General features: G+C 46.0%; 20 protein-coding genes. 10 read left to right on the forward strand and 10 right to left on the reverse strand.

Annotated features, from left to right (window positions below; genetic code table 11):
• The first annotated feature begins 156 nt into the window (after positions 1–156).
• Complete coding sequence (locus tag ACJJI0_RS07520) at positions 157–645, forward strand: hypothetical protein (RefSeq protein ID WP_444885368.1); 489 nt, start codon at positions 157–159, stop codon at positions 643–645.
• Between the two features lie 122 nt (positions 646–767).
• Here ACJJI0_RS07520 and ACJJI0_RS07525 read toward each other — a convergent pair whose 3' ends face one another.
• The 8 genes from ACJJI0_RS07525 to ACJJI0_RS07560 all read right to left on the reverse strand — a co-directional run bounded on the left by ACJJI0_RS07525 (position 768) and on the right by ACJJI0_RS07560 (position 7306).
• Positions 768–1043 carry a hypothetical protein gene (locus tag ACJJI0_RS07525; RefSeq protein ID WP_444885369.1) on the reverse strand — a complete coding sequence of 92 codons (276 nt, stop codon included), beginning with the start codon at positions 1041–1043 and terminating at the stop codon, positions 768–770.
• Positions 1044–1175: 132 nt separating this feature from the next.
• The gene (locus ACJJI0_RS07530; protein ID WP_444885370.1) at positions 1176–1421 is read right to left on the reverse strand and encodes a hypothetical protein; all 246 of its coding nucleotides are present in this window, start codon (positions 1419–1421) and stop codon (positions 1176–1178) included.
• Between the two features lie 112 nt (positions 1422–1533).
• Positions 1534–1809 (reverse strand): hypothetical protein, encoded by a 276-nt coding sequence (locus ACJJI0_RS07535; RefSeq protein WP_444885371.1) that lies wholly within the window; start codon positions 1807–1809, stop codon positions 1534–1536.
• Positions 1810–1892: 83 nt separating this feature from the next.
• Positions 1893–2432 carry an NMCC_0638 family (lipo)protein gene (locus tag ACJJI0_RS07540; protein WP_444885372.1) on the reverse strand — a complete coding sequence of 180 codons (540 nt, stop codon included), beginning with the start codon at positions 2430–2432 and terminating at the stop codon, positions 1893–1895.
• 75 nt (positions 2433–2507) lie between these two features.
• On the reverse strand, positions 2508–2945 hold the full coding sequence (locus ACJJI0_RS07545; protein ID WP_444885373.1) for a hypothetical protein: 438 nt from the start codon (positions 2943–2945) through the stop codon (positions 2508–2510).
• Positions 2946–4129: 1184 nt separating this feature from the next.
• Complete coding sequence (locus ACJJI0_RS07550) at positions 4130–5521, reverse strand: class II 3-deoxy-7-phosphoheptulonate synthase (RefSeq protein WP_444885374.1); 1392 nt, start codon at positions 5519–5521, stop codon at positions 4130–4132.
• A 68-nt stretch (positions 5522–5589) separates the two neighbouring features.
• Positions 5590–6780, reverse strand: coding sequence for an amino acid aminotransferase (locus ACJJI0_RS07555; protein WP_444885375.1), 1191 nt, complete (start codon positions 6778–6780; stop codon positions 5590–5592).
• A gap of 25 nt (positions 6781–6805) precedes the next feature.
• Entirely contained in the window at positions 6806–7306 is a 501-nt protein-coding gene (locus ACJJI0_RS07560) for a MarR family winged helix-turn-helix transcriptional regulator (protein WP_252085438.1), read from the reverse strand.
• A gap of 267 nt (positions 7307–7573) precedes the next feature.
• Between ACJJI0_RS07560 and ACJJI0_RS07565 the strand changes: the two genes are divergently transcribed.
• The 4 genes from ACJJI0_RS07565 to ACJJI0_RS07580 all read left to right on the forward strand — a co-directional run bounded on the left by ACJJI0_RS07565 (position 7574) and on the right by ACJJI0_RS07580 (position 11700).
• Positions 7574–8707: a homogentisate 1,2-dioxygenase gene (locus ACJJI0_RS07565; RefSeq protein ID WP_252085437.1), complete on the forward strand. Its 1134-nt coding sequence runs from the start codon at positions 7574–7576 to the stop codon at positions 8705–8707.
• Positions 8708–8782: 75 nt separating this feature from the next.
• A complete protein-coding gene (maiA, locus tag ACJJI0_RS07570) occupies positions 8783–9412 on the forward strand; it encodes a maleylacetoacetate isomerase (RefSeq protein ID WP_444885376.1) in 630 nt (209 codons plus the stop codon).
• Between the two features lie 189 nt (positions 9413–9601).
• A complete protein-coding gene (locus ACJJI0_RS07575; RefSeq protein ID WP_444885377.1) occupies positions 9602–9886 on the forward strand; it encodes a 2TM domain-containing protein in 285 nt (94 codons plus the stop codon).
• 338 nt (positions 9887–10224) lie between these two features.
• Positions 10225–11700 carry a ricin-type beta-trefoil lectin domain protein gene (locus ACJJI0_RS07580; RefSeq protein ID WP_444885378.1) on the forward strand — a complete coding sequence of 492 codons (1476 nt, stop codon included), beginning with the start codon at positions 10225–10227 and terminating at the stop codon, positions 11698–11700.
• A gap of 1142 nt (positions 11701–12842) precedes the next feature.
• On the opposite strand, the gene ACJJI0_RS07585 is transcribed toward ACJJI0_RS07580, so the two are convergent.
• Positions 12843–13847 (reverse strand): hypothetical protein, encoded by a 1005-nt coding sequence (locus ACJJI0_RS07585; RefSeq protein ID WP_444885379.1) that lies wholly within the window; start codon positions 13845–13847, stop codon positions 12843–12845.
• Positions 13848–14404: 557 nt separating this feature from the next.
• Positions 14405–15070, reverse strand: coding sequence for a phytanoyl-CoA dioxygenase family protein (locus tag ACJJI0_RS07590; RefSeq protein ID WP_444885380.1), 666 nt, complete (start codon positions 15068–15070; stop codon positions 14405–14407).
• Positions 15071–16178: 1108 nt separating this feature from the next.
• On the opposite strand from ACJJI0_RS07590, the gene ACJJI0_RS07595 reads away from it, so the two are divergent.
• The 5 genes from ACJJI0_RS07595 to ACJJI0_RS07615 all read left to right on the forward strand — a co-directional run bounded on the left by ACJJI0_RS07595 (position 16179) and on the right by ACJJI0_RS07615 (position 21123).
• Positions 16179–16793, forward strand: coding sequence for a bactofilin family protein (locus tag ACJJI0_RS07595; RefSeq protein WP_444885381.1), 615 nt, complete (start codon positions 16179–16181; stop codon positions 16791–16793).
• A 71-nt stretch (positions 16794–16864) separates the two neighbouring features.
• Positions 16865–18097, forward strand: coding sequence for a class I SAM-dependent methyltransferase (locus ACJJI0_RS07600; RefSeq protein ID WP_444885382.1), 1233 nt, complete (start codon positions 16865–16867; stop codon positions 18095–18097).
• Positions 18097–19407 carry a MotA/TolQ/ExbB proton channel family protein gene (locus ACJJI0_RS07605; protein ID WP_444885383.1) on the forward strand — a complete coding sequence of 437 codons (1311 nt, stop codon included), beginning with the start codon at positions 18097–18099 and terminating at the stop codon, positions 19405–19407. Before ACJJI0_RS07600 ends, ACJJI0_RS07605 begins: the two co-directional genes overlap by 1 nt.
• On the forward strand, positions 19400–20101 hold the full coding sequence (locus ACJJI0_RS07610) for an OmpA/MotB family protein (protein ID WP_444885384.1): 702 nt from the start codon (positions 19400–19402) through the stop codon (positions 20099–20101). Before ACJJI0_RS07605 ends, ACJJI0_RS07610 begins: the two co-directional genes overlap by 8 nt.
• Positions 20098–21123 (forward strand): hypothetical protein, encoded by a 1026-nt coding sequence (locus tag ACJJI0_RS07615; RefSeq protein ID WP_444885385.1) that lies wholly within the window; start codon positions 20098–20100, stop codon positions 21121–21123. The genes ACJJI0_RS07610 and ACJJI0_RS07615 overlap by 4 nt, the downstream gene beginning before the upstream one ends.
• Positions 21124–21385: the final 262 nt, after the last annotated feature.

The following is a 21385-nucleotide window of genomic DNA, read 5'->3' on the forward strand; positions in this document are numbered from 1 at the left end:
TAATGCTGTTGAAAATATTAGAGCAAATGATAAGGCTATACCCCATGGAAACCAGAACGCTACGTATTGGAACCCGTGATTATTAGCATACAAGTCAGGTGACGGATTCTTAGTCAATACTTCCATCATTCTTGACGCGTGTACCTCGCCGAGAAAATGGATGCCAACGGCCCCAAGAATAAAATATGTTGCGATAAAAATACGCCTGGCTTTCTTGCTCATTCGGGTCTCGATTTACACATAACGCCTGCCAGCAGGGGCGACTTAGTTTGTGCGCTTTTGCGCGAAAATGGGCGCGGAGCGACCGCGCAAAAAGTGCACAAACTGAGGCGTCCCGCGAAAGGCCGGAGGCCCGGAGCTTTACTGACTGGCCTGGTTATGGCTGGCGCGCTCAGAACCACCTACTTGCACTTTGCCAACCACAGCGTGGCTGGCCACTGCCCAAAATTTACGGGGAAAGAATACCGCACTTTCCCAAACCAATCTCTATCTTACTGGCACTCCGCAAAACTGCAGCGGACTACCCTTTTCTGGCAAACCCAAGCGAACACGCTAGGAACGAAACTATTTGCCTATCAGTTGGCAATTAGCAAAAAGCTGAATGCCATTTTGGGTACTAAAGTTTTAGTTACCACAAAAATTTAATAAAGTCGATCGGCACCATAACGCCGCCAACAGCTGCGGCTTTGTAGTTGATTGGTATTGCGCTAGCGTAGTGGAAAGCGCATAAGCCAGGCAACGGAAAAGCCGTCAGATGCTTGGCTTTGTTATGAGTTTTTAATACCGCGTATTGTTTTAACTATATGATGTATTAACCCACCAGCTATGAACAACCATAACCCTATACCCACAAGCATGTTCATCCAATATCCACCAGGATTGTCTGCTAATGTATATTGCTCTCTGCCCCCCCTTCCTATACTGCCCATCTCGCCAGAAAAGTATCCATTTGCGAGCATCACTGCACCCAGCACTAAAACTATCAACATTAGTAATATTGCAGTAATTAACTGCAATATTTTCATTGTTTTTGGTTCTTCCACTCCGTACTACCCATTACTCATAACGCCGTGATAAGCGGCTAATTTTTGTTGGTTTGAATGTGTGCTATTAAAGTACACATTTGAAGCGACGAAAGTTAGTCCGGCTTGATCGCCTTGTTATGTGACATAGCACTAACGAAACCTTTTAGTTAAATACTTTGCTAGTACTATTGAACTAACGCCAAGTATTAAAAAAATAAAACCTTTGAGAATAATATTATTTCCGTGTTCAGCAGGCACAATTTTATAATAGCCATGCTCGCCATTAGATAGAAACCTTATTCCTTCTACTGGGAGAAAATCACTCCCAAATGCAAGAATAGAAAGTATTAATAAAAACGTCCCTAACAGTTTTAATGAGATTACAATCCATTTCATACTAACTTCTTTAAACCTTAGTCTTTACTCAACTGGCACATAACGCCCTTAGCACGTGAAAATTTGGAGCGCATCGGAAAATTTTTCCCGTGCCTAGGCTTGTTATGTTTTTTCACTTGCTTAAGGCCAAAGCTATTATGCAAACAAAGAACACGGCACAAAAAATACCTGGTATAAAACGCCGCAGCACTACACTGTACGATACTTCTCTTTGTACCGATAGAGCTTCATACATTCCACTGCCAACAGATAGTAAGAATGCTGCTAAATAAAACGCCATCGGCAAGCCGAAAAGCATGCCTTCCCAGCCTTGCCTGAGTGACAATAACAACCAGACAAGTAGAAACAGCCAGCTAAATACCTCACTTATATTTACTACTTTATTCATGACTCTCTGAAACATAACGCCTCGGTAATGGGCCGGAGCACGCAGTGCGGAGGTCCAGCCGCAGGCGTTCATTGACCGACTTGTTAGGCTTGCGATGCATCATAAGACATTATTGCTACAAGTTTAGAGTTGGGTTGGGTAGAAAGAGTTATAACCCATTGCTCCATTAATTTGGCTCCACGAAATATCTTGTATGAAGTGGTTTCCAATGGGCCAGATTTAGAAACGATTTCTTTTTTATAGCTGAAGCCTGACCCTTCAGGCGGTAACCATGCCTCCATGCTGGCCATAAGTTTCTCTGGGCTACCTTGATGAATAAAGACTGAACACAACTCTCTATCTTGAGCAGCAATAGCGAAATTGCCATGCTCATTTTTGGAAACCCAAGCTTTTCCTTTGTGGCCTTGTAGATATTGGTTAGCGAGCTCCCTTTTAGCTTCGGTGAACCCCATTTCTTTGGCTTGGCTTTCTACTTTGGCAGGCTGAGCACGAGTAACGACACAGGCACCCATATAAAGTTGAATTGGATATGACTTTCGAAGAGCCAATGATTCAGCACTATCTTGAGATGCTTGCGATACGAACGAGATAATAGCGATCAAAAGGGCTGCAAAATATTTCATCATCTCTCTCATGTTTTAGAGCCTAACGCCCGAAACACCGGCGCAGCGTAGCTGTGTCCAGATATTTTTATCTTGTTATGAGTATTTGTGTTCATAGCCACGAATTATGCCTCGCTCTTTAAGGTCTTGGAGAAAACCTTCGCTCAAGCCTTTATATGCAACAGTGCACTCTTTATCGAAATTATCATAACCACCAAATACTAGCTCTCCCTCTATAGCTATCTGCACATGAATGATGCCTTCTCTAACCAGATGATCCTTTTCTGCTAGTTCTTTCCACATGCCTTTGGAACTTTCTTCATCTAAGGGGAGAATCACGAAATCTAGTTTTGGGGATATAGTTTGTCGTTTAAGCACTGGCGTTTCTTCATAGGAAGCATTCGGCCATTTATAAAATGACAAATGCTCCAATGAGCCCTCAAATGAAATAAGGGAGGCTCCTGTGCATTGCTCCATAACTGCATGGAGCAGGCCCGGTTTATCCCTAGGATCAATCCACGTTACTCTTTTCATATCCCTGATACTCATAACGCTCACCGCACAGGCGAGCAACTTGTTGCGCGTCCAGCGCACGAAGTGCGCGCTTGTGCCGGTGCTTGTTATGTTTCACGCCACTACGACCTCACTTCAAGATCTGATGGCAATATATACAAGCTATTTGGAGAGGGATTGTGACAGTGCAACCCCATTTCACTTAAATTTCTTTCGAACCTCACAAGAACTCGCCCACGAGAGTTTTCTAACTCTTCGATTGTTCCGTGCGCTCCTATCAATCTCCAGTAGTTCTCAGCAGGATCACAGTCTTGCGGTGATAAAGAATCACCATTAAAGGATACAAGCTTTACTTTCGACCCAAGATTCATCGTTTATTTCTCATTCGAAACATAACGTTGCCAGCTGGGGCGGCCTACGCTGTTTATGCGCTCAGCGCATAGCGTGGGCCGTCCCGCGGAGGCGCGTAGCGCCGGAGCGTACAGCCTGGCCTTGTTAAAAATGATTACCTTCTGAGCTATTTCAAAGGCCATATTTTGACTCCAGCACACACCAATGCTGCCACAAGTACCCCTTGGAGCGCGGCTATTACGGGGACCAGGGCCAAGAGCAAAATGAGAGGTTTTCCTAGCTCTGGACCAAAAAAGTATCCAAGTAAAATAGCTATGAATGCCAGAATACTTACGCTAGTAAACCAGCCGCGCCAAACAATTTTGAAGAGATATCCTGTGTTCATAGACCGATTTTTAACATTTATATAGTGATCATCACGACCACTATTATCTTGATTACTATTTCCGTTGCAAATTCCCGCCATGGCTCTGACTTCCCCTCAAAAATCAACTAGATACAATCAAGTGGCACCATCTTCACAAATTGAAAAATGGTCATCATGACCACTATCACAGATTTCTTGCCGTATCCAACCCATTGATTTCATTAGGCTTTCATCACCAATCTACAAATACTCAGAAATAACGGTCACGACGACCGAAATCTCTGGTCTGTTTGGGTCACGAAATGGATGTAGGTTTCAAATTTGAAGTTATTGAACGCTGGAACTACTAACTGGCACTCAAGCTGGGGGCCATTTCTTAGCTCCCGGCTTTGAACTCTCAGCTTTATTTCCAGTAAAGAAAAACCCCTTGCCCAATTAACGATCTCAGAGCAAGGGGTTTTAATGTATTAGTATTTAAATTAAGCCGTTAGGCAATTCGCCCAGCACGCAGCCATTCAGATACGCAGAAAGCCAGCTCCAGCACTTGGTCGGCATTCAGTCTTGGGTCGCATTGGGTGCGATAGCAGCTGGCAAGATCCGCTTCGGAAATTTTCCAGGCGCCACCAGTGCACTCTGTAACATGTTCACCGGTCATTTCCAGGTGGATACCTCCGGGGTGGCTGCCTTCGGACCAGTGTACCGAGAAGAAGTCGCGGATCTCTCGTAAAACTTTATCAAAATCGCGGGTTTTGTAGCCATTGCCAGCTTTTACCGTATTGCCATGCATGGGGTCGGTACTCCAGACCACAGAGCGCCCCTCTGCCTGCACTGCACGTACCAGTGAGGGCAGCTTATCGGCGAGGATATCGGCTCCCATACGGGTAATTAAGGTAAGGCGGCCAGCTTCGTTCTCAGGATTGAGCTTATCGATCAAGCGCAGCAGCTCATCAGGCTGCATATTGGGGCCGACTTTTACGCCGATAGGATTGCAAACCCCGGAGAGGAATTCCACATGGGCACCATCCAGCTGGCGAGTTCGCTCACCAATCCAGAGCATATGTGCAGAACAGTCATACCATTTACCGGTGAGGCTATCGGTGCGAGTGAGCGCCTGCTCGTATTCCAGTAATAGTGCTTCGTGCGAGGTGTAAAGCACCGTCTCTCGAATTGCGGGAGTATTTTCTGAGGTAACGCCGCACACCGCCATAAATTCCAGCGCTTCTTGCAGACGCTCGGCCAAGAGTGCATATTTTTCGCGTTGGGGATTGTTTTTCAGGAAGCTCAGATTCCAGCCATGTACCTGATGCAAATCTGCCAGGCCGCCCTGGGCGAAGGCGCGCAGCAGGTTGAGAGTGGCCGCCGACTGGTTATAAGCGGTGACCATACGCTGAGGATCTGGCTGGCGAGCTTCCGCAGTAAAGTCGATACCGTTGATAATATCTCCACGGTAACTTGGCAGCTCAACACCATTAATCGTTTCAGTATCGGCAGATCGGGGCTTAGCATACTGGCCGGCCATCCGTGCCACTTTTACTACGGGTAAATTACCTGCAAATGTCAGTACTACAGCCATTTGCAGCAGCACTTTAAATGTATCGCGAATGCGGTTTGCGTTGAAATCGGCAAAAGATTCGGCACAGTCGCCGCCCTGTAACAAAAACGCCTTACCCTCCGCTACCTGGGCCAATTGACGGCGCAGCTCACGCGCTTCAGCAGCAAATACCAAAGGTGGGTGGCCAGCTAACTGTTTGGCAACCTGGGCAACATCGTCGGTGGAGGTGTATTTAGGCTGTTGGTGTGCGGTGAAGTTTCGCCAGCTCTGCGGGGTCCAGATTTGGGTGGGGGATTCAGACACTGGGACTCCTAGCTCAACTTCCATCTTTCACTCTTACATCTTTAGGTAAAACTTAAGGGTGAGCAATACGCTCACCCCCAAATGTGCCGAATTTACAGCACGCTGGCAACTGCCTTGCAGAAGTATTCCATATTGTTGGAGCTCAAACCGGCAATACTGATGCGGCTGGAGTCCACCATATAGATGGAATAGTCCTTCTGCAGCTGCTGCACCTGCTCTGGACTAATGCCCAGGAAGGAGAACATGCCTTTCTGCTGGCGGATAAAGCCGAAATCACCAGCAGCTCCGGCAGCGGCCAGGCCTTCTACCAAACCGGCGCGTAGCCCGTTGATACGTTCACGCATCTCGGTCAATTCCGCTTCCCAGTTCGCTTTAAGGCCTGCATCTGTAAGGATAGATTCCACAATCGCTGCACCGTGGGAAGGTGGCATGGAATAGTTCCCACGAATGGCACTCAGCATCTGGCTATGGCCTTTATCGGCGCTCTCACCGTTGGCATAGATCACCATCGCCAGGCCTACACGCTCACGGTAGAGGCCGAAGTTTTTAGAACAGGAGGCTGCCACTAACATCTCGGGCACAGATTCAGCCATCAGGCGTAGACCATAGGCATCGTCTTCCAAGCTTTCGCCAAAGCCCTGGTAGGCCATATCAATAAACGGGGTGAAGCCCTGTTTTTGCGCCATTTCTGCCAGTACTTTCCACTGCTCGCGAGAAAGATCCGCACCGCAGGGGTTGTGGCAGCAGGCGTGGAACAGAACCACATCACCCTCACCCACGTTCTTTAGGCTCTCCACCATTTTGTCGAACTGCAAGCTGCTGGTAGCGCGATCGTAATAAGGGTAACTCTTGATGTTGAGGCCAGCGTTACCAAGAAGGGGAACATGGTTTGCCCAGGTAGGATCGCTCACCCAAACCGTGGCCCCGGCCTTGGCGCGATTGATCAGCTCTGCCAGAGCGCGCAGGGCTCCACATCCACCGGGGGTTTGCGCTGAGCGCACTCGGCCTCCAATCATGGCCGGATGGCCAGCGCCCAGTATCAGCTCCTGCATCACGGAATTGAACCCTGGGGTACCCGCAGGGCCAATATAGGCTTTGGTTTCTTCGCTTTGCAGTAAGCGAGTCTCTGCCTCTTTTACCGCCTGTAAAACGGCAGTGTGGCCGGCCTCATCCTTGTAGACGCCTACCCCAAGGTCAATTTTGCTGGGGTTTTCATCCGCACGATAGCTGGCCAGCAGGCCGAGAATTGGGTCTGGCGGTAGGCTGCTTAAATGCTCAAACATTTGAAAACTCCTTTATTTATCCTATTTATTGGTCTATCAAGCCGCGCTCGGACCACTCCTTAGCGCGAACCATCAGTTTTTCGATAATGCCATCCAGTTGCTCCCGCTCCTCAGAGGAGAGCGAGGCGATCAAATCATTTTCATACTGCTGCGCGAGCGGCACTATGCGCGCATACACCTCACTCCCCAGCTCAGACAGGTTCAACACCTGACGACGGCGATCCGCAGGGTCTTCACTGCGAGTGATGTAATCATTCTTCAGTAGAGAGGAAACAGCGCGGCTAATGGCCACTTTATCCATGGCTGTCTGCTCCACCAGCTCAGCGGCGGAAAGATCGGGAAAGCGCCCGAGAATGGCCATCACCCGCCAGGCGGGAATGGTGAGATGGAAGCGCGCACCATACGCTTGAGAGATGGCGTTACTCACGCGGTTCGAGAGCACCGAAAGGCGATATGGCAAGAACTTCTCCAGGCGCAACTCATCCTGCTTTACCGCCGCATCCGGCGAATTGTGGTCATTGGTCATGGCTGCTCTCACACCTGCCTATCTTCGAACCCCGGTTGTACCAGATGTCCAATTTAACTAACATTGGTTTCAATTGTAACCACTGCGCGCGCGAATGTTGCGCAGCAACATCCTGGAGCACCGGACAAAATTGGTCGCACAGTATAGGGTTTTCAGCGCCATTTTTGTTACCAGTCTGCCGGTTAAACGCAAAAAACATGCGTGGCATGTCCATCGAGTTGATCAATGTTCCGCCAGCCGCCCTGCGAGCAAGATGCGAGGCCGCCCATGAACAAGTGGATTCGCTTTCCCCGCGTTGAAGGGAAGACCAGCCGACAGGCCCATGCAGATTTCCCGGCCAATACCTTTGAGAGGGAAATGGGCAAGGAGGGCTTTTTTGGCCCCTGTACGCATTTCTACCATAGCCACCCCCCCACAGGCTGGAGCCAATTCACAGGCCCACTGCGACCACACGCCTTCGACAGCACCAAACTGCAACATTCAGGCGATAGCCCCTGGGACCAGAAACCCCTTCTGCGCAATGAAAATAGCCTGGTGGGCCTGTGGATTTGCCGGGAACCCATGGACCATTTAATACGCAATGCCGATGGCGACCAACTTCTCTTCGTCCACAACGGCAGTGGGAAGCTGTTCTGTGATTTTGGCCGGCTGAGTATCCGCGATGGTGACTATATACTCCTACCGCGCGGGACCATGTGGAGACTCTCCCCCACTGAAAACGAGCCCCTGGAATTACTGCTGATCGAGGCAAGCGGTGGGCATTTCCAGCTCCCAGAGAAGGGGATTCTCGGCCCCAATGCTATCTTTGACGAGGCAATCCTGGATGTGCCGAGCATCGACGAAGCCTTTCTCGCCCAACAGGGAGACACCCAGTGGCAGGTAGTGGTGAAGGCACGCCAACAACTCTCCAAGATCACCTACCCATTTAACCCACTAGATGCCACTGGTTGGACCGGTGACAACCTCGCAGTAAGAATCAATTGGAGAGATATTCGCCCAGTAATGAGTCATCGCTACCATCTGCCCCCCTCTGCCCACACCACTTTTGTGGGCCCGGGCTTTGTCGTAGCCACTTTTGTGCCGCGCCCCATTGAGAGTGATCCCGGCGCTCTAAAAGTGCCGTTTTTTCACAGCAATGACGATTACGATGAGCTTATTTTTTACCACCGCGGCAATTTTTTCAGCCGGGATAATATTCACCCCGGTATGCTCACATTGCACCCCATGGGATTCACCCACGGGCCCCACCCAAAGGCATTTGCTACCGGCGTAAAACATGCTCGCAAGGCAACCGATGAAGTGGCGGTCATGATCGATAGCCGCACCCCATGGGATATACTGCCGGATGCAGAGGCGATAGAGTTTGAGGATTACGTGAACTCCTGGAAAACGCCACAGTAACAGGGGAAAGAATTAATAAATTAATCGGCAGCTTTCCCAGCCGCCACCATAATGACTGACAATAAAGGAAAGAGAATGGACCTTTACGGATACTTCCGCTCCTCCGCAAGCTACCGAGTGCGAATTGGGCTTAATTTAAAAGGCCTGAGCTATAACTATCTCCCAGTCAATCTAGTGAAAGGCGATCAACACAGCGAGCAGTATCGCCAGCTAAACCCCCAGGGGCTTCTGCCAACGCTCAATGACGGGGACATCAGCCTCACTCAATCTATGGCTATTTTGGAGTGGTTGGAAGAAACTCACCCAGAGCCAGCGCTCTTACCCAGAGATGCCGAGGCCCGCGCCCATGTTCGAGCCCTGGCACAAAGCATTGCCAGTGATATCCAACCCCTGCAAAACCTCCGCGTGCTCAAATATCTGATTTCTGAATTCAAAGTGACTGAAGAGCAGAAAATTCAGTGGATTCAGCACTGGATTCACTTGGGATTTGCCGCCCTGGAGAAGCAGCTAGAACCCGCGCCTTTTGCCGCTGGTGACACCCCCGGGCTTTTTGAGTGCTGCTTACTACCGCAGGTGTATAACGCCGAACGTTTTGGTATGGATATGAATCAGTACCCCAAAATACAAAAGATCACCCAGGCCTGTAACGAATTAGCGGCCTTTATTGATGCTCACCCCGAAAAACAGCCCGATAGCACTGTATAGTCTATTTAAATAAGCCAGAGCCCGGCTTCTCCGGGCTCTGGCTTACATGAATATCCAGTCATAACATTCTTAACAAAACTCGACTGTTATCCCAGCCTTTACACTTGCCCACCACAGCGCGCAGTGGTTAATATTCTGCACATAAGCAATAAAATATAACACCGCAGTATCTATCACTGAGATCAAAAAATGCAGCCTGAGCAAGCAACTTCTGCAAGAGAGAAGGAAGCCATCGAGCATGTAAGAAAGCTCAAAGGCTTTTACCAGCACCTAATTACTTATTTGATAGTGATTGCTGGACTTTTAATAGCTAATTTGATCCTCACCCCAGAGTACCTTTGGTCTCTCTGGGCAGTCCTTGGTTGGGGCATCGGAATCGCCTCCCACGCTGTGCGAACTTTTAAACCTTTTACATTGTTTGGGCCTGAGTGGGAGAAAAAGCAGGTAGAGAAAAGATTAAAAAAGAAGCCTTAAGTCAAGACACAGCCTTACCGCTTCAAGCCTGGTTACACTCTTCTCCGTGTACACCTTTGTAAAAGATCTACAAACCATTTTAATCAGTGCAGGCGCTCTTTATTTATTAACGCCTCGAAAGAGCAGGCTTGCTAAATTTAACCCACTAGTCGCTGAAGAATCCAAACGCACAGTCTGTGCTCTAGAATAATGCTTTTAAATAAAAATCGAAAATCATGGTCAACCTCATAAAAACATAACACCTTATTAGATGTCATATCATTTTCACACACCCATACTAATATTGCCGCCCTATCAATTAGGGTAGCCTTATAATAACAGTCGAAATGGATATCCTTATGCCAAATAAAGTCAGTTTTTCATTTTTATTTTCCCTACTCCTCTTTTTTTGTGCAAACCCACAAGCAAGCATCGCTTCTACACCAAAATTAATAGCGGAACCCCCTCAAGATGATCACCGTATCGACCAACTCTACTACCTCCAACCTCACAACAGTTATGAACGCCTTGCAACTGAAGAATCTCTTACGGATTGGCTGGATAAGGGCTTTCGCTCGTTGGAACTGGATATCGTTGACCACGGTCCCTGGCAGGGTAGTAATCATGGGCCCTATGTAGCCCACGGCCAGAGTGATATCGGCAATCATATGTGTCGTAGTAATGGTGACAATGATCGACTGGTTCATTGCCTTGACGACATCAAGGCATGGCTTGACAACAACGAACTCAATGCACCGCTAATGCTATATATTGATATGAAGCCAGACAGTAATTGGTTCGCTGCCTGGTATGCCGATGAGATATATGTGTTGGATCAATATATCAAGCAACAGTTGGGAGATTTGCAATTCAGCTACCAGGACTTACTAGCACATCTACAGGCAAGCTCCCCCTCCTCCGACTATCGAAACACCCTAAAGAATATAGGTTGGCCTACTTTGGGCGAGCTGCAATCGCAGAATAAGAAAGTCCTCGTCATGTTTACCGGTGGCCAGAGTGGCAACGTCAATGATCGTATGGAATCTGCACTGGATAACTACCCATTACATGCCTTCCTCTGCCCTGATGTAGATACTGCCGATCCTGAAGAGTTTTCTGGAAATATAGATTCCATGGATTCCAGCAGCTCCCAGAAGATATTTTGCGGTAATGTAAGAGCCGGTGATCACTACCAAATAACAGCCAATGAAGCGGCGAACAGTAAACAATTGATGCATTTGTGGAGCAGCTCTGGCGATTTTAGCAATACAGATTTTGGCTATTCCTTTATCGCGGTTGCACACGGCGCTAGCGCTATTGGCATGGACCCAAATACCGTCAATGACACGCCCAGCTATACCGGCCAAGCTATTCCCTTGGTCGGTGTGCGAAAAAGCCTACCTGGTTATTTTCGTATCCAGTCCATTCAAAACCCAAATCTCTGTATGAATGTTTCTCAAGGCTATGGCAATGGCTCCAACCTGACTTTGGCCAACTGCAACTCGAGCAACGAACAGCAGTTTGTCTACACCGCAGAGGGACAGTTAAGACCTAAAGGCAACAATAAATACTGTGTCGACTACAACTCAGGCTCTGCAGATAATGGTGACAAAATGCACCTGTGGGATTGCGATGGTGGCAATTCAGAAAAATGGCAGGTACAGGAAAGCGGTATTATTCAAAATCGCGACAAAGATTGGCAATACTGTATTGATACACCAGGGGTAAGTGCCGACAATGGAGAACAACTTCAAATTTATAGGTGCAACAGTAGTGACACTGGTCAGAAATTTTTCCTGAATGCTGTGAATGAATGGAAACAAACAAGCTTTTAAGTATTACTTTTTATTCAGACTCTCAGGAATCAAGTATAAAGAAGAGTATTGTTGCAGTTAGTAAAGGCGTCGGTCTTAAGATTGATCAAAGATCGACACCCTTACCGTATAAATGCCTATTAACCTGGGCATGTAGAAATCTCTTAACATGCCCAGTTAAATCAGTAATTAATTCAGTTCGCCAGCTTCACACTGCCCCCAGTCACCGAAGGTGCCGTCAACTGCGACTAGGTTTCATAGATAAAGGTAGTTATATAATGAAGTAATGTAGGGCACAAAAGTTAAATACTAATATACAAAGGACATGATGTCTCAGCACTATTAGTTATCAAGCTCTTACTACATAATCCAACTTACTTTCTTGATTAACATCAATTTCCACCTCATTTTCCACATAAAACAATCCCACTAACGATACCTCAACAATATTCATTATTGTCCACCCAAGAAATTAGTGGGCACCCATTGCATTTATAGATATAGTGCTTAAAAGGACCAAAAAAGGGATAAAGATGTACGAGGCAGTACTTTTTTTGCATTTGCTAGGTGCAACTATTTGGACTGGGGGGCACCTGGTGCTGGCATGTACAATCCTCCCTTCCGCCCTAAGAAGTCAGGATATAGAATTCATCTCAAGGTTCGAAAGCAGCTATGAAAAAATTGGTATCCCTGCCCTTCTTGTACAGATTATTTCTGGCATCTATCTAGCTTTCAATCTCTTGCCCGATATATCCCAGTGGTTTAACTTCTCGAATCCGGTTTCGAGACTTATTTCATATAAGCTAATCATATTGGGCTGTACATTCCTTCTTGCTATTGACGCAAGACTCAGGATTATTCCGCATCTTTCCTCCAGAAACCTAAAACCTCTCGCTTATCATATAATTCCAGTAACACTTCTCTCCGTTCTATTCGTATACGTAGGGATTTCCTTCAGAACAGGCTGGCTATATTAAACTATCATTTATTGGCTCAGCAACTGACCAACTACCCGGCGTAAGTACAGTTAATCACTTACTTATTAGAACTCCACAGAAAAAAGCTTAACTAGTTAATGAGGGCTGCTTAACAGCAGCCCTCACACTCAATCAATTAGACATGCAAATATTGAATTTTAGATTAATTAAAATCAAGGTAACGAATTAAAAAACTTCTTCCAAATGCTTTAAAAAGGGTACCACGGTTTGATCTCTCACAGCTGGGTACATATCTCGATCAATAGTAATATGATCCAAATTGACCCAACTTTGAGCATACCAACCTAGATTGATATCTTCTGCTGCATAGACAAAAGAGTGCACCCCTGTAAATTCGATAACTTCGTCACCGCCTGCCAGTTGACGGATATATAAATTGTCTTTATAGGGGAACTGAGCATTGAGATCAGTATAGTAGCTCAAATAAGTTGAGTTTTCGGGGTTGCGGAAAAAAGAAGAAGTTACTCCCATTTCATTCTGATCCCATTTACAGACTCCATCAAAACTATGAACAATAGTTCGAATGCTACGAAAGTCCGGATCATTACGCAGAGCCTTTGCCAAGCGCATTGCTAAACAGCCCCCTCTGGATGATCCCGCCAAGTAGATGGTTTCTAGGTTTGATACATAAGCTTTTGACTTTAACCAATTAAGGTAGGCACTTTCTATACGCGATTTCTCACTACTATTCACCATATAGTTAAATTGTGCATCAAAAGCTACGGCAAAGAAGGTGTCATCTGCTGGAAAATACTCTGAATCTAAAACCTGCCGGGCAAGCGAGCGGCCATCTATGCTTCTGGAACAGGATTCTTCTGAGATACCACAGTTTCTTTTAAAGTTATCCCCTTGGCCTGTTACCGCACTTTCAGAACCGTATCCCGGAGGCTGTTGCCCAGCTGCAATAAACACCAAATTTCGAACATCTTCTCGTTCTGGCTGCCGCACTCTTGCAATCTGAGTGTATAATTGATAAGTATTACTGACACCTTCTTGCTCCCAAGCTAGATACTCAGATTGAGTAGCTTGCTGGGTACACCAAAAGTTTTGACAGTAGCGGACACGCTCCAAGCTCACCGATAAATCTGATTTAGGCTCAAATGCCTTAGCCTGAATAGAGCCCAAAAGGAACACCCAGCAAGCTAAAAGCCTTATTATTTGATTTTTCATTTTTCACCATTTTCAATATGATCATTCTTATATTTAGAAGGTAAAACCCTCCATCCAATCAAATAAACTAACCCCTTATCTGACCGCAGATGATTTTAACAGACGAAATGTCGCCAAACAGAGAAACCAATAAAAAAACAAATCTTAAATTTTCAAATAAGAAAAGATCAAATCCAAGACAAAAAAATACAACAACAGGAAAGGCCTAAACAACAAATTGATAAGCAGCCAACAGTAATTTCCAACACTTAAAGCGCCCTTAAATTAGCCGAAACATCCATAAAATCATCTACTCCTTTAGGAAACCATGAATTCCTAGGAAAACATGATCGCCGACCAACCCTTCAGAACACCTGAACATCATGTAAATAATTATATTTTTTACCCAATCTCAAGAAGAAAGCAGAAGCAGTGGACCGCGCCCGACAGATAACGCCACACGACCTTTCATGCCTTAATTTCGATCGTAACATACAGCACGAACATCTTAATTGATAGCAAGGTAGTGTAATGGGCGTTAACTCGTACATCATTACTGAAAACTGAATCTAGTTGCACTATGCCCAAGTAACCCCAGCTGGCAACTCATAGCAACTATATTCCAAGTGTATCACTCTGCGACGCCTAGGAAATAAAGCTCTATCTGAAGCATGAAGCATATGAGGATACATAATTAGTGCAGAACCGGATTTTGCCTCACAGGCAACTGGATCATGCTCTTTAACATATTGATATATTTCATCTTTCTTCAAAATTCCATGTTGATGGCTGCCAGGAATAAGCTTTAAGCAACCATTATTAGCATCAGTATCATCCAGATGAATACGGATCGTAATCATTTGCTTAAGAACATGTAGTGGAGGCTGCACATGGTGAACGCCATCCTTAACACTCCAGGGGCCCCATCCAGACTTAGTAAATTTTGAAGAGACCGCTACAGTCTTATCCTGATGCCAAGTAACAAACCAGTTACATTTTTCATTTTTATCAAATAGGATACTCCTTACCAATCGAGGGCGCTGAATTAAGTACTTCTGCGCTAAATTTACAATCAAGTCCGATATAGCCAAGACTGCTATAGAGCTATACTTTTTCTCTACATTGCGCATGCCTCCCGTCCCCCTAGCGAGCTTTAAATCTGCAAACTCATTTTGAAGAACCTCAAGCTGGCCTTCCGGAAAGATGTCATTAATTAAGGAATAACCTTTTTCCAAATCGATCATTATTTAATAACCACAAAAAAGAGTCCGGATTTTATGTACAGCGCACCCAACGAGCGAAATATTACCGGCCAGAAAGTGCTTTCTAGCTGGAATTTTTATTTCCGGAAACTTTCGTTTAGGCTTTCCCCATTTACGCATAGACACTATCCTTATTTTGTGGTTTAGACTCTAAAGTTCATCTTTGCCAGCTCATAATACATGAGGAATTGTTCCACGTTTCATATTACCTACCCAGCAACACACTCCTTAATAGCATATGGCACTGACACTGCTGCACTTGGAACACCAAAGCAACTGCGAGCCAAGTCAGGGCTGGAAAAAAGTGCTCCATGTCACACTTTTAACGTGGAATCCGTGCTAAATTCAGCCCATTCAAGTCGAGGTCAGCTTGATTGATTGCCGAGCCGTTTTACGGTGGCTTTCGCGCTGTAAGGTAGTAACAACTCAATCTATATTGATGTATGCCCAGTAGAACTCAATACCCATCAGCAGATAATAAGCAGTATGCCCTCCACAACAAAAAGTAAATATTTACTTACAAATTACACCTTAATGTAAAAGTAAGAATGTGACGTTATGTCGAGCAATCCCAGCAATTCATCGTCACTAGAATTAGGTAGTAGGACTATTTTTGTACAGTTAAAGGTTGCGGGTTCAGTTTTGTAAATTGCTTGGTGTGCTCACTGTTGTCATGCTCCCATACTGGCCTAAATTAATTTTCTAGCCTGGCACAAACCGCCTGTGAAAAAGTTGAAGCTACTAAGAGGCGGTATGAAAAATCTACCAGAGATTTATGTACAGGTGAAACCATAAGTACGTAAATTTTCTTGCTGAATAAAATGTGTATTCAGCCAAATTCTCCAATGCCGAGAGCATGGATAAGAGATAAAGATGGTTTAATAGTAGAAAATATTTGCGTAATGATATCCATGTTTCTGTGAAAAAATGAACATATATCTTTTGCCATCGAGAGATTACGGTTCACGCATTGAGCTTTTGTGATTTTTCGACTCAATGTATTACCTAGCTTACGGATAAGACTTCAGCCGAGGGCCTGGCTACAAGAGTTTTAACGCTGACTTTTTCCACAACGAAGAGATTTATTTAGATGAGCACTGACAAAAGTAATGACTCCACACCTTTTCTAGCAGGCATGAGCGCTGGTGAACAGCAATCATCTCTCTCGAATTCAGGCGCCAAATCAGTGCTTGGTGAGGGTATCAATTTTCGCGGTGAGCTGATTGGCACCGAAGATCTTCATGTAGAAGGCACCGTAGACGGTACTGTAATTATGGTTGGTCACAACCTTTCTGTTGGTACCGGCGGTGCAGTAACTGCAAACATCCATGCAAAAAATATTGTTGTTGAAGGCACACTGGACGGCGACGCACTTGCCGATGAGTTAATTGAGATCAGAAATACTGCCCAGGTAAACGGCAACCTGATTGCCCCTCGAATCAAACTCGACGACGGTGGTAAGTTCCGTGGCTCTATGGATATGGTAGATACCGACTCCGAAATGAAAGAACGCCACAAGGAATTCTCAGACCGATTGGTGCACCCAGATCTGCCGGCAACGGAAGACAAGCCAGCAAACCGCTCCCAGAACAACGCCTCCTACACTTCTAGCAGCTCAACTGCGAGTGATTCATCCCGTCTATCCGATACCAGCGACTATCTGTTCGGTACCAAGGAGACTGAAGAGGAAACAGTGGAGAGCTGAGTTAACTTCCTCAGTTAATCCTCCATACGAGCCCCGGCTATTGCCGGGGCTCTAGCTTTTGGTGTGAAAGTATGTTGCAGCATCATTCGTTTGGTATTGCCGCCTTGGTGGACGAGGTGGTTCAACCAGGTGGTAAAGTATTGGATTTGGGGTGCCTCTCATTTGGCACTACACAAACCTTTTTGGAACTGTCCTGCCAGACATTTATTGAGGATTTACGTAGCCTGCTACTTGAAATCCACTCATTTGACCTGCAGACACGAACTATAAAGTTAACTGAACACCTGACCAGAAAGCCGCAACGGGTAAAACTTGATGTCGTGCTCTGCTGGGACCTGTTCAACTTTATGGAACCCGAGCTTATTGCCCAATTAATTGAGGAAATCCGACCTCACTTAAAAGCTGGAACTGTCTTCCACACAATGCTGTACACCGGCACAATGCCTAAAGCCCCCGCTGACTTCAAGCGTTTGTCCGGCTTCACTTTTAACTCATCCCCCCTAGCACTGCCGGAGCCATTACCTACATACCGATACTCTTCGCTCAATCTGATGAAAACCATGGGTAACTTTTCTCTGCGCTCCTCTCTCCTGCATAGAAAAGGCATGCGTAAAGACCTTATTGAGCTGATGTTTGAATACGGTAATGTAAAGTCACAAAACGCTATACGTGCGGGGGGAACCTCAGCTGCAATTTCCGCTTTTAGACAAACAAGCCTTACCGAAATCCCTTTGACAGCACTTGATAAAGCATTAATGCACGCCAAGCGCTCTCCCGTCAGTAAAGCTCTGGATGTAGGGAAAAAAGCTGGAAGGAATATGCAGCACCTCCAGCGAGAAGTGGGTGAACTATTTATTTCCGATCTCTATTCTGCAATTCTCTGGCAATGTAGCCGCAAAGTACCCTTTGATAGCGCGGTACAGGCAGCATTACGACAGGCCACCCTGCCTGAAAACCTGGATTGTATTTTACTCTGGGATCTTCTGAATTTTTTTTCCACTGAACAAATTCAGTTAATCACGCATGCGCTATATCAGTATCTCAGCAATGGCGCTGTGATGCATTTTCTGTTGTTCAAGCAAGAGCGACTTCCGGTTAATTGTGGTGTTTTCGAGATTCAGCCATCAGGCCTTGTTGGAACCTATATCCAAGCAGCTGGAAATAAGCAGGCAAAGTTCCGCACTATTACCGATGTAGTGAAAGCACTACCACAAATGAAAGTTCTAAGTCAGGGCACTGGAAGAATACCCAACGGGCCCTTTTATCACGAAATAACAATGCAGAAAGTTGTAAAGGATCAATAATGACCCAGTTTTTCTACCACTGGTTGACTAAGTTATCTCCTGAGCAGGTAACAGACACCTTTCTTATAGTTATGCTTGCCCTTGGCACTATAGCCTTGACCCTTTACCCATTTGGCAAGTTTCCACGCTTCGTAAAAGAAACGCCTTCTCTACTGACCGCTCTTGGAATTCTGGGTACCTTTATCGGTATTATTCTTGGTATCTATGGTTTTGACCTTGCTGATATCGACACCTCAATTTCAGAACTTATGCAAGGTCTGGAAACCGCCTTTATGACTAGCATCTTAGGCCTTTTCCTCTCATTGGTCTTGCGCACTATCTTCCAAATATTCAGCAAAGATCAGCCAGCCAAAGCCACTGCAGATGATATTTTGCAAGCGATCAATCACCAGCGCCAGGATTTGGAAAAGTTTCAACACAGTATTAGTGAAGAGGTTCTGCAGTCACTAACTTCAGTTGTGGAGAAGTTTAATCAAGGGCTGAACGCACAAATGGGTGATAACTTACAGCAGTTTATTCAGCAGCTGGAGGCCGTATCCCCTGCCTTGCAAGCATTAATCGATCAGCATGAGCAACACGCCGAGCTTGCTGCAATCTACCGTGAGCAAACTACATCTCTACTGATTGAAATTAACGGTGCGCAGGAGAATCTTCTGCAGTTACATCAACGTATTACTGAATTACCGAAAATCTTTAACGTTATTCCTTCGCTGGTTGAACAGCAGCGCACTCACTCCGAACAAATCTCTGTCATGCTTAATGAACAGCAGGCATCCATTGAAATACTACAAAAATCTATTCCGGATATCGCGCCCAAGTTTGAGTCGATTACCCAGGGAATCGAAAAAGCGAATCAGCAGTTAGGCACTCAAGTTCAACATCTAATCTCCCTGAGTGAAACCCAGGCGAAAGTCTTTGAACAGAGGACGAATAAGGTCGTTGCTCTTGCCGATGTCCTGAATAATATCGACCCCAACCACTTTTCCAACATTATACAAGAGACTGCAAACAGCCATCGTGAATCAATGGTTGAGCTTGCGCAGCTTATTGCCAAGACCCATCAACAGATGATTACTGAGTTATCCCAAGTGATCACTCGTGATTTGACCAATGCAGACGTAAGCATCAAGCGCCAGTATGAGTTACTGGATCAACGCTTACATAGCGAAGTCGAGAGTGTAATGGCTGCGATGGGTGATGCCCTAGGTACCTTGAGCGGTGAGTTTTCACGGGATTTTCGCCAGTTAATCCAGCAAATGAAAAGAATTGACAATCAAGTGAAGCAGGCCGCTGGAGAGGAGCATGTTTGAGAGCGCTCACTCCAACAGTGAATCCAGTGAAAGCCAATGGATCAGCCTATCTGATATGATGGCCGGCCTAATGATGGTCTTTCTCTGTATTGCCGTCTTCGTGATGCGTTCCCTAATAGATGAACGAGCCAAAATTCGAGAACTTGCCGAGTCCTATCGCGATACACAGCTGGCAATTTATCAAACTTTACAACAGGAATTCTCCCGCGACCTTACTCGCTGGGGAGCCTCTCTGGATAAACAGACCCTAGCTATCTCTTTTAACAATAGCGATGCGCTGTTCAAGACTGGTGATTTTACTTTGAGTGACAATGCGCGTGAAATTATGTCCTCATTTGTGCCCCGCTATATTGCTGCACTCACCCCCTATATGGATTCCATTGCTGCAATACAAATTGAAGGTCACACAAGTTCTGAGTGGGGTGAGCAGTCGGCGCCAGAGGAGGGGTATTTTCATAACTTACGTCTTTCTCAGCAGAGGTCACGGGCGGTAATGCAATATGCCCACTCGCTACTACCCCCAAATCAAACCGTTTTAGTACGCGCAAAAGTTGCAGCCGTAGGTTATTCATCCGCCCGCCCGGTCCTCAACAACAATGGTATTGAGGATCCAGATCGCTCTCGTCGCGTTGCATTCCGAGTAGTGCGAGACTCTGAAAGCCACATTTTGCAGATTCTTGAGGAGGCCCTGTGAAACTAACCGACTTGCGGCCTATTCATAAGCGTCAAAGGCAAAGCTCTCAAAATCTTCTCAATCCCGAACAGAAGCCTTTAACTATTTGCAAGCCGAGTCGAAATAGCTTGGCGAGCGCCATTCGTTTAGGTATTCAGCTGGACTATTCAGACCTCGATATACTTTCTTGCGGTTGGCGCTACCGGGGCATCCCAGTATTTGTATTTGGTCTTGAGTATTCACCCTCAACACAGGAAGATTCTTTTGGGCAGGTCCATATTTCTCCCAAATGCCCTTCGGTAAGTCATTACCAAGGGCCCCTCTGGGCGAGCAGCGACTTCGCCGCCGTACAAAAATCCTTTCCTCGAGACAACCTAAAGCCTTGTCCGCACTGCTTGCGCCACCTTTATAGTTTGGATATTCCAGATTTACTGCACAAAGACCGCTTTGGTAATGTTACCGCTATCGATTGGTTAATTTACGCACGATACTTTGCCGGTGCAATTTTTGAAAAATACCCACTCTTCTGGCGCAACGGTGAACGCCCACAAAAAGTGACTGCACTATTCACCACTGAACCCCCGAGGTATTCCTGCTCAATTTGTCAGTGCCATATTAATGCCAACGGCTGGGCGATTAACCCTAAGCTGGCTGAACTCAGTAGTCTCCCCAGAGAAATTTGCCTTCTTTGCGCCGAGCGGAGAGCTCGTACTGTATTAGTGGCACCCCCTCAAGCAGCGCTGCGTGCAGCAACCCTGCGCTACGAATCCCTTACCAAACAGTTGGGTAGTGAACCCCAAGCATCCTGGGCAATCGCCGAGCAAGTAGTTCCCGCCTCTTGGCTTCCGCTGATCCAGAAACTGAAAACTCTGATGGGGCCGCCCAAGGTCTTTCAGGTGATCGCTCCGAAAATTTTAGCCGTTTTATCCTGGCCCAGTATGAAACGTGCCATCATTGCTGATAACACCAAAGAAGCAAAACTCCCTTCTCACTATTCCGTTTGGCGCAAAGCCCAAATTGAGCAAGAACTGGGCTTAGGCTGAGCAATTATTTCATAGTGCTGCCTTCGGGCAGCTGGCTTTTACAAACATCCGGCTTCCTCACTCTCAAAATCTATCAAGAAGAAAAACTCTAGAAGATTCTTAAAGTTGTACGCAGGTATTTCCTACTGCGGCTTATTTGATTTAGATATAGCAGACCATCACAACTTACCATTTCTAATAATCTTATAAACGCATGAATTAAATAAATTATTTGATTTTATTTTTAATAGACACTCTATTAAATGCTTTTTATCCTATTTAT

It is taken from the genome of Microbulbifer mixtoriginis (SeqCode) (assembly GCF_052466695.1).

Bases quoted from the DNA above. Each gene is read 5' to 3' on its own strand.
- ACJJI0_RS07520 (WP_444885368.1), top strand. From the start codon at position 157: ATGGATGCCAACGGCCCCAAGAATAAAATATGTTGCGATAAAAATACG.
- ACJJI0_RS07530 (WP_444885370.1), bottom strand. From the start codon at position 1,421: ATGAAATGGATTGTAATCTCATTAAAACTGTTAGGGACGTTTTTATTA.
- ACJJI0_RS07535 (WP_444885371.1), bottom strand. From the start codon at position 1,809: ATGAATAAAGTAGTAAATATAAGTGAGGTATTTAGCTGGCTGTTTCTA.
- ACJJI0_RS07540 (WP_444885372.1), bottom strand. From the start codon at position 2,432: ATGAAATATTTTGCAGCCCTTTTGATCGCTATTATCTCGTTCGTATCG.
- ACJJI0_RS07545 (WP_444885373.1), bottom strand. From the start codon at position 2,945: ATGAAAAGAGTAACGTGGATTGATCCTAGGGATAAACCGGGCCTGCTC.
- ACJJI0_RS07550 (WP_444885374.1), bottom strand. From the start codon at position 5,521: ATGGAAGTTGAGCTAGGAGTCCCAGTGTCTGAATCCCCCACCCAAATC.
- ACJJI0_RS07555 (WP_444885375.1), bottom strand. From the start codon at position 6,780: ATGTTTGAGCATTTAAGCAGCCTACCGCCAGACCCAATTCTCGGCCTG.
- ACJJI0_RS07560 (WP_252085438.1), bottom strand. From the start codon at position 7,306: ATGACCAATGACCACAATTCGCCGGATGCGGCGGTAAAGCAGGATGAG.
- ACJJI0_RS07565 (WP_252085437.1), top strand. From the start codon at position 7,574: ATGAACAAGTGGATTCGCTTTCCCCGCGTTGAAGGGAAGACCAGCCGA.
- maiA (WP_444885376.1), top strand. From the start codon at position 8,783: ATGGACCTTTACGGATACTTCCGCTCCTCCGCAAGCTACCGAGTGCGA.
- ACJJI0_RS07575 (WP_444885377.1), top strand. From the start codon at position 9,602: ATGCAGCCTGAGCAAGCAACTTCTGCAAGAGAGAAGGAAGCCATCGAG.
- ACJJI0_RS07580 (WP_444885378.1), top strand. From the start codon at position 10,225: ATGCCAAATAAAGTCAGTTTTTCATTTTTATTTTCCCTACTCCTCTTT.
- ACJJI0_RS07585 (WP_444885379.1), bottom strand. From the start codon at position 13,847: ATGAAAAATCAAATAATAAGGCTTTTAGCTTGCTGGGTGTTCCTTTTG.
- ACJJI0_RS07590 (WP_444885380.1), bottom strand. From the start codon at position 15,070: ATGATCGATTTGGAAAAAGGTTATTCCTTAATTAATGACATCTTTCCG.
- ACJJI0_RS07595 (WP_444885381.1), top strand. From the start codon at position 16,179: ATGAGCACTGACAAAAGTAATGACTCCACACCTTTTCTAGCAGGCATG.
- ACJJI0_RS07600 (WP_444885382.1), top strand. From the start codon at position 16,865: ATGTTGCAGCATCATTCGTTTGGTATTGCCGCCTTGGTGGACGAGGTG.
- ACJJI0_RS07605 (WP_444885383.1), top strand. From the start codon at position 18,097: ATGACCCAGTTTTTCTACCACTGGTTGACTAAGTTATCTCCTGAGCAG.
- ACJJI0_RS07610 (WP_444885384.1), top strand. From the start codon at position 19,400: ATGTTTGAGAGCGCTCACTCCAACAGTGAATCCAGTGAAAGCCAATGG.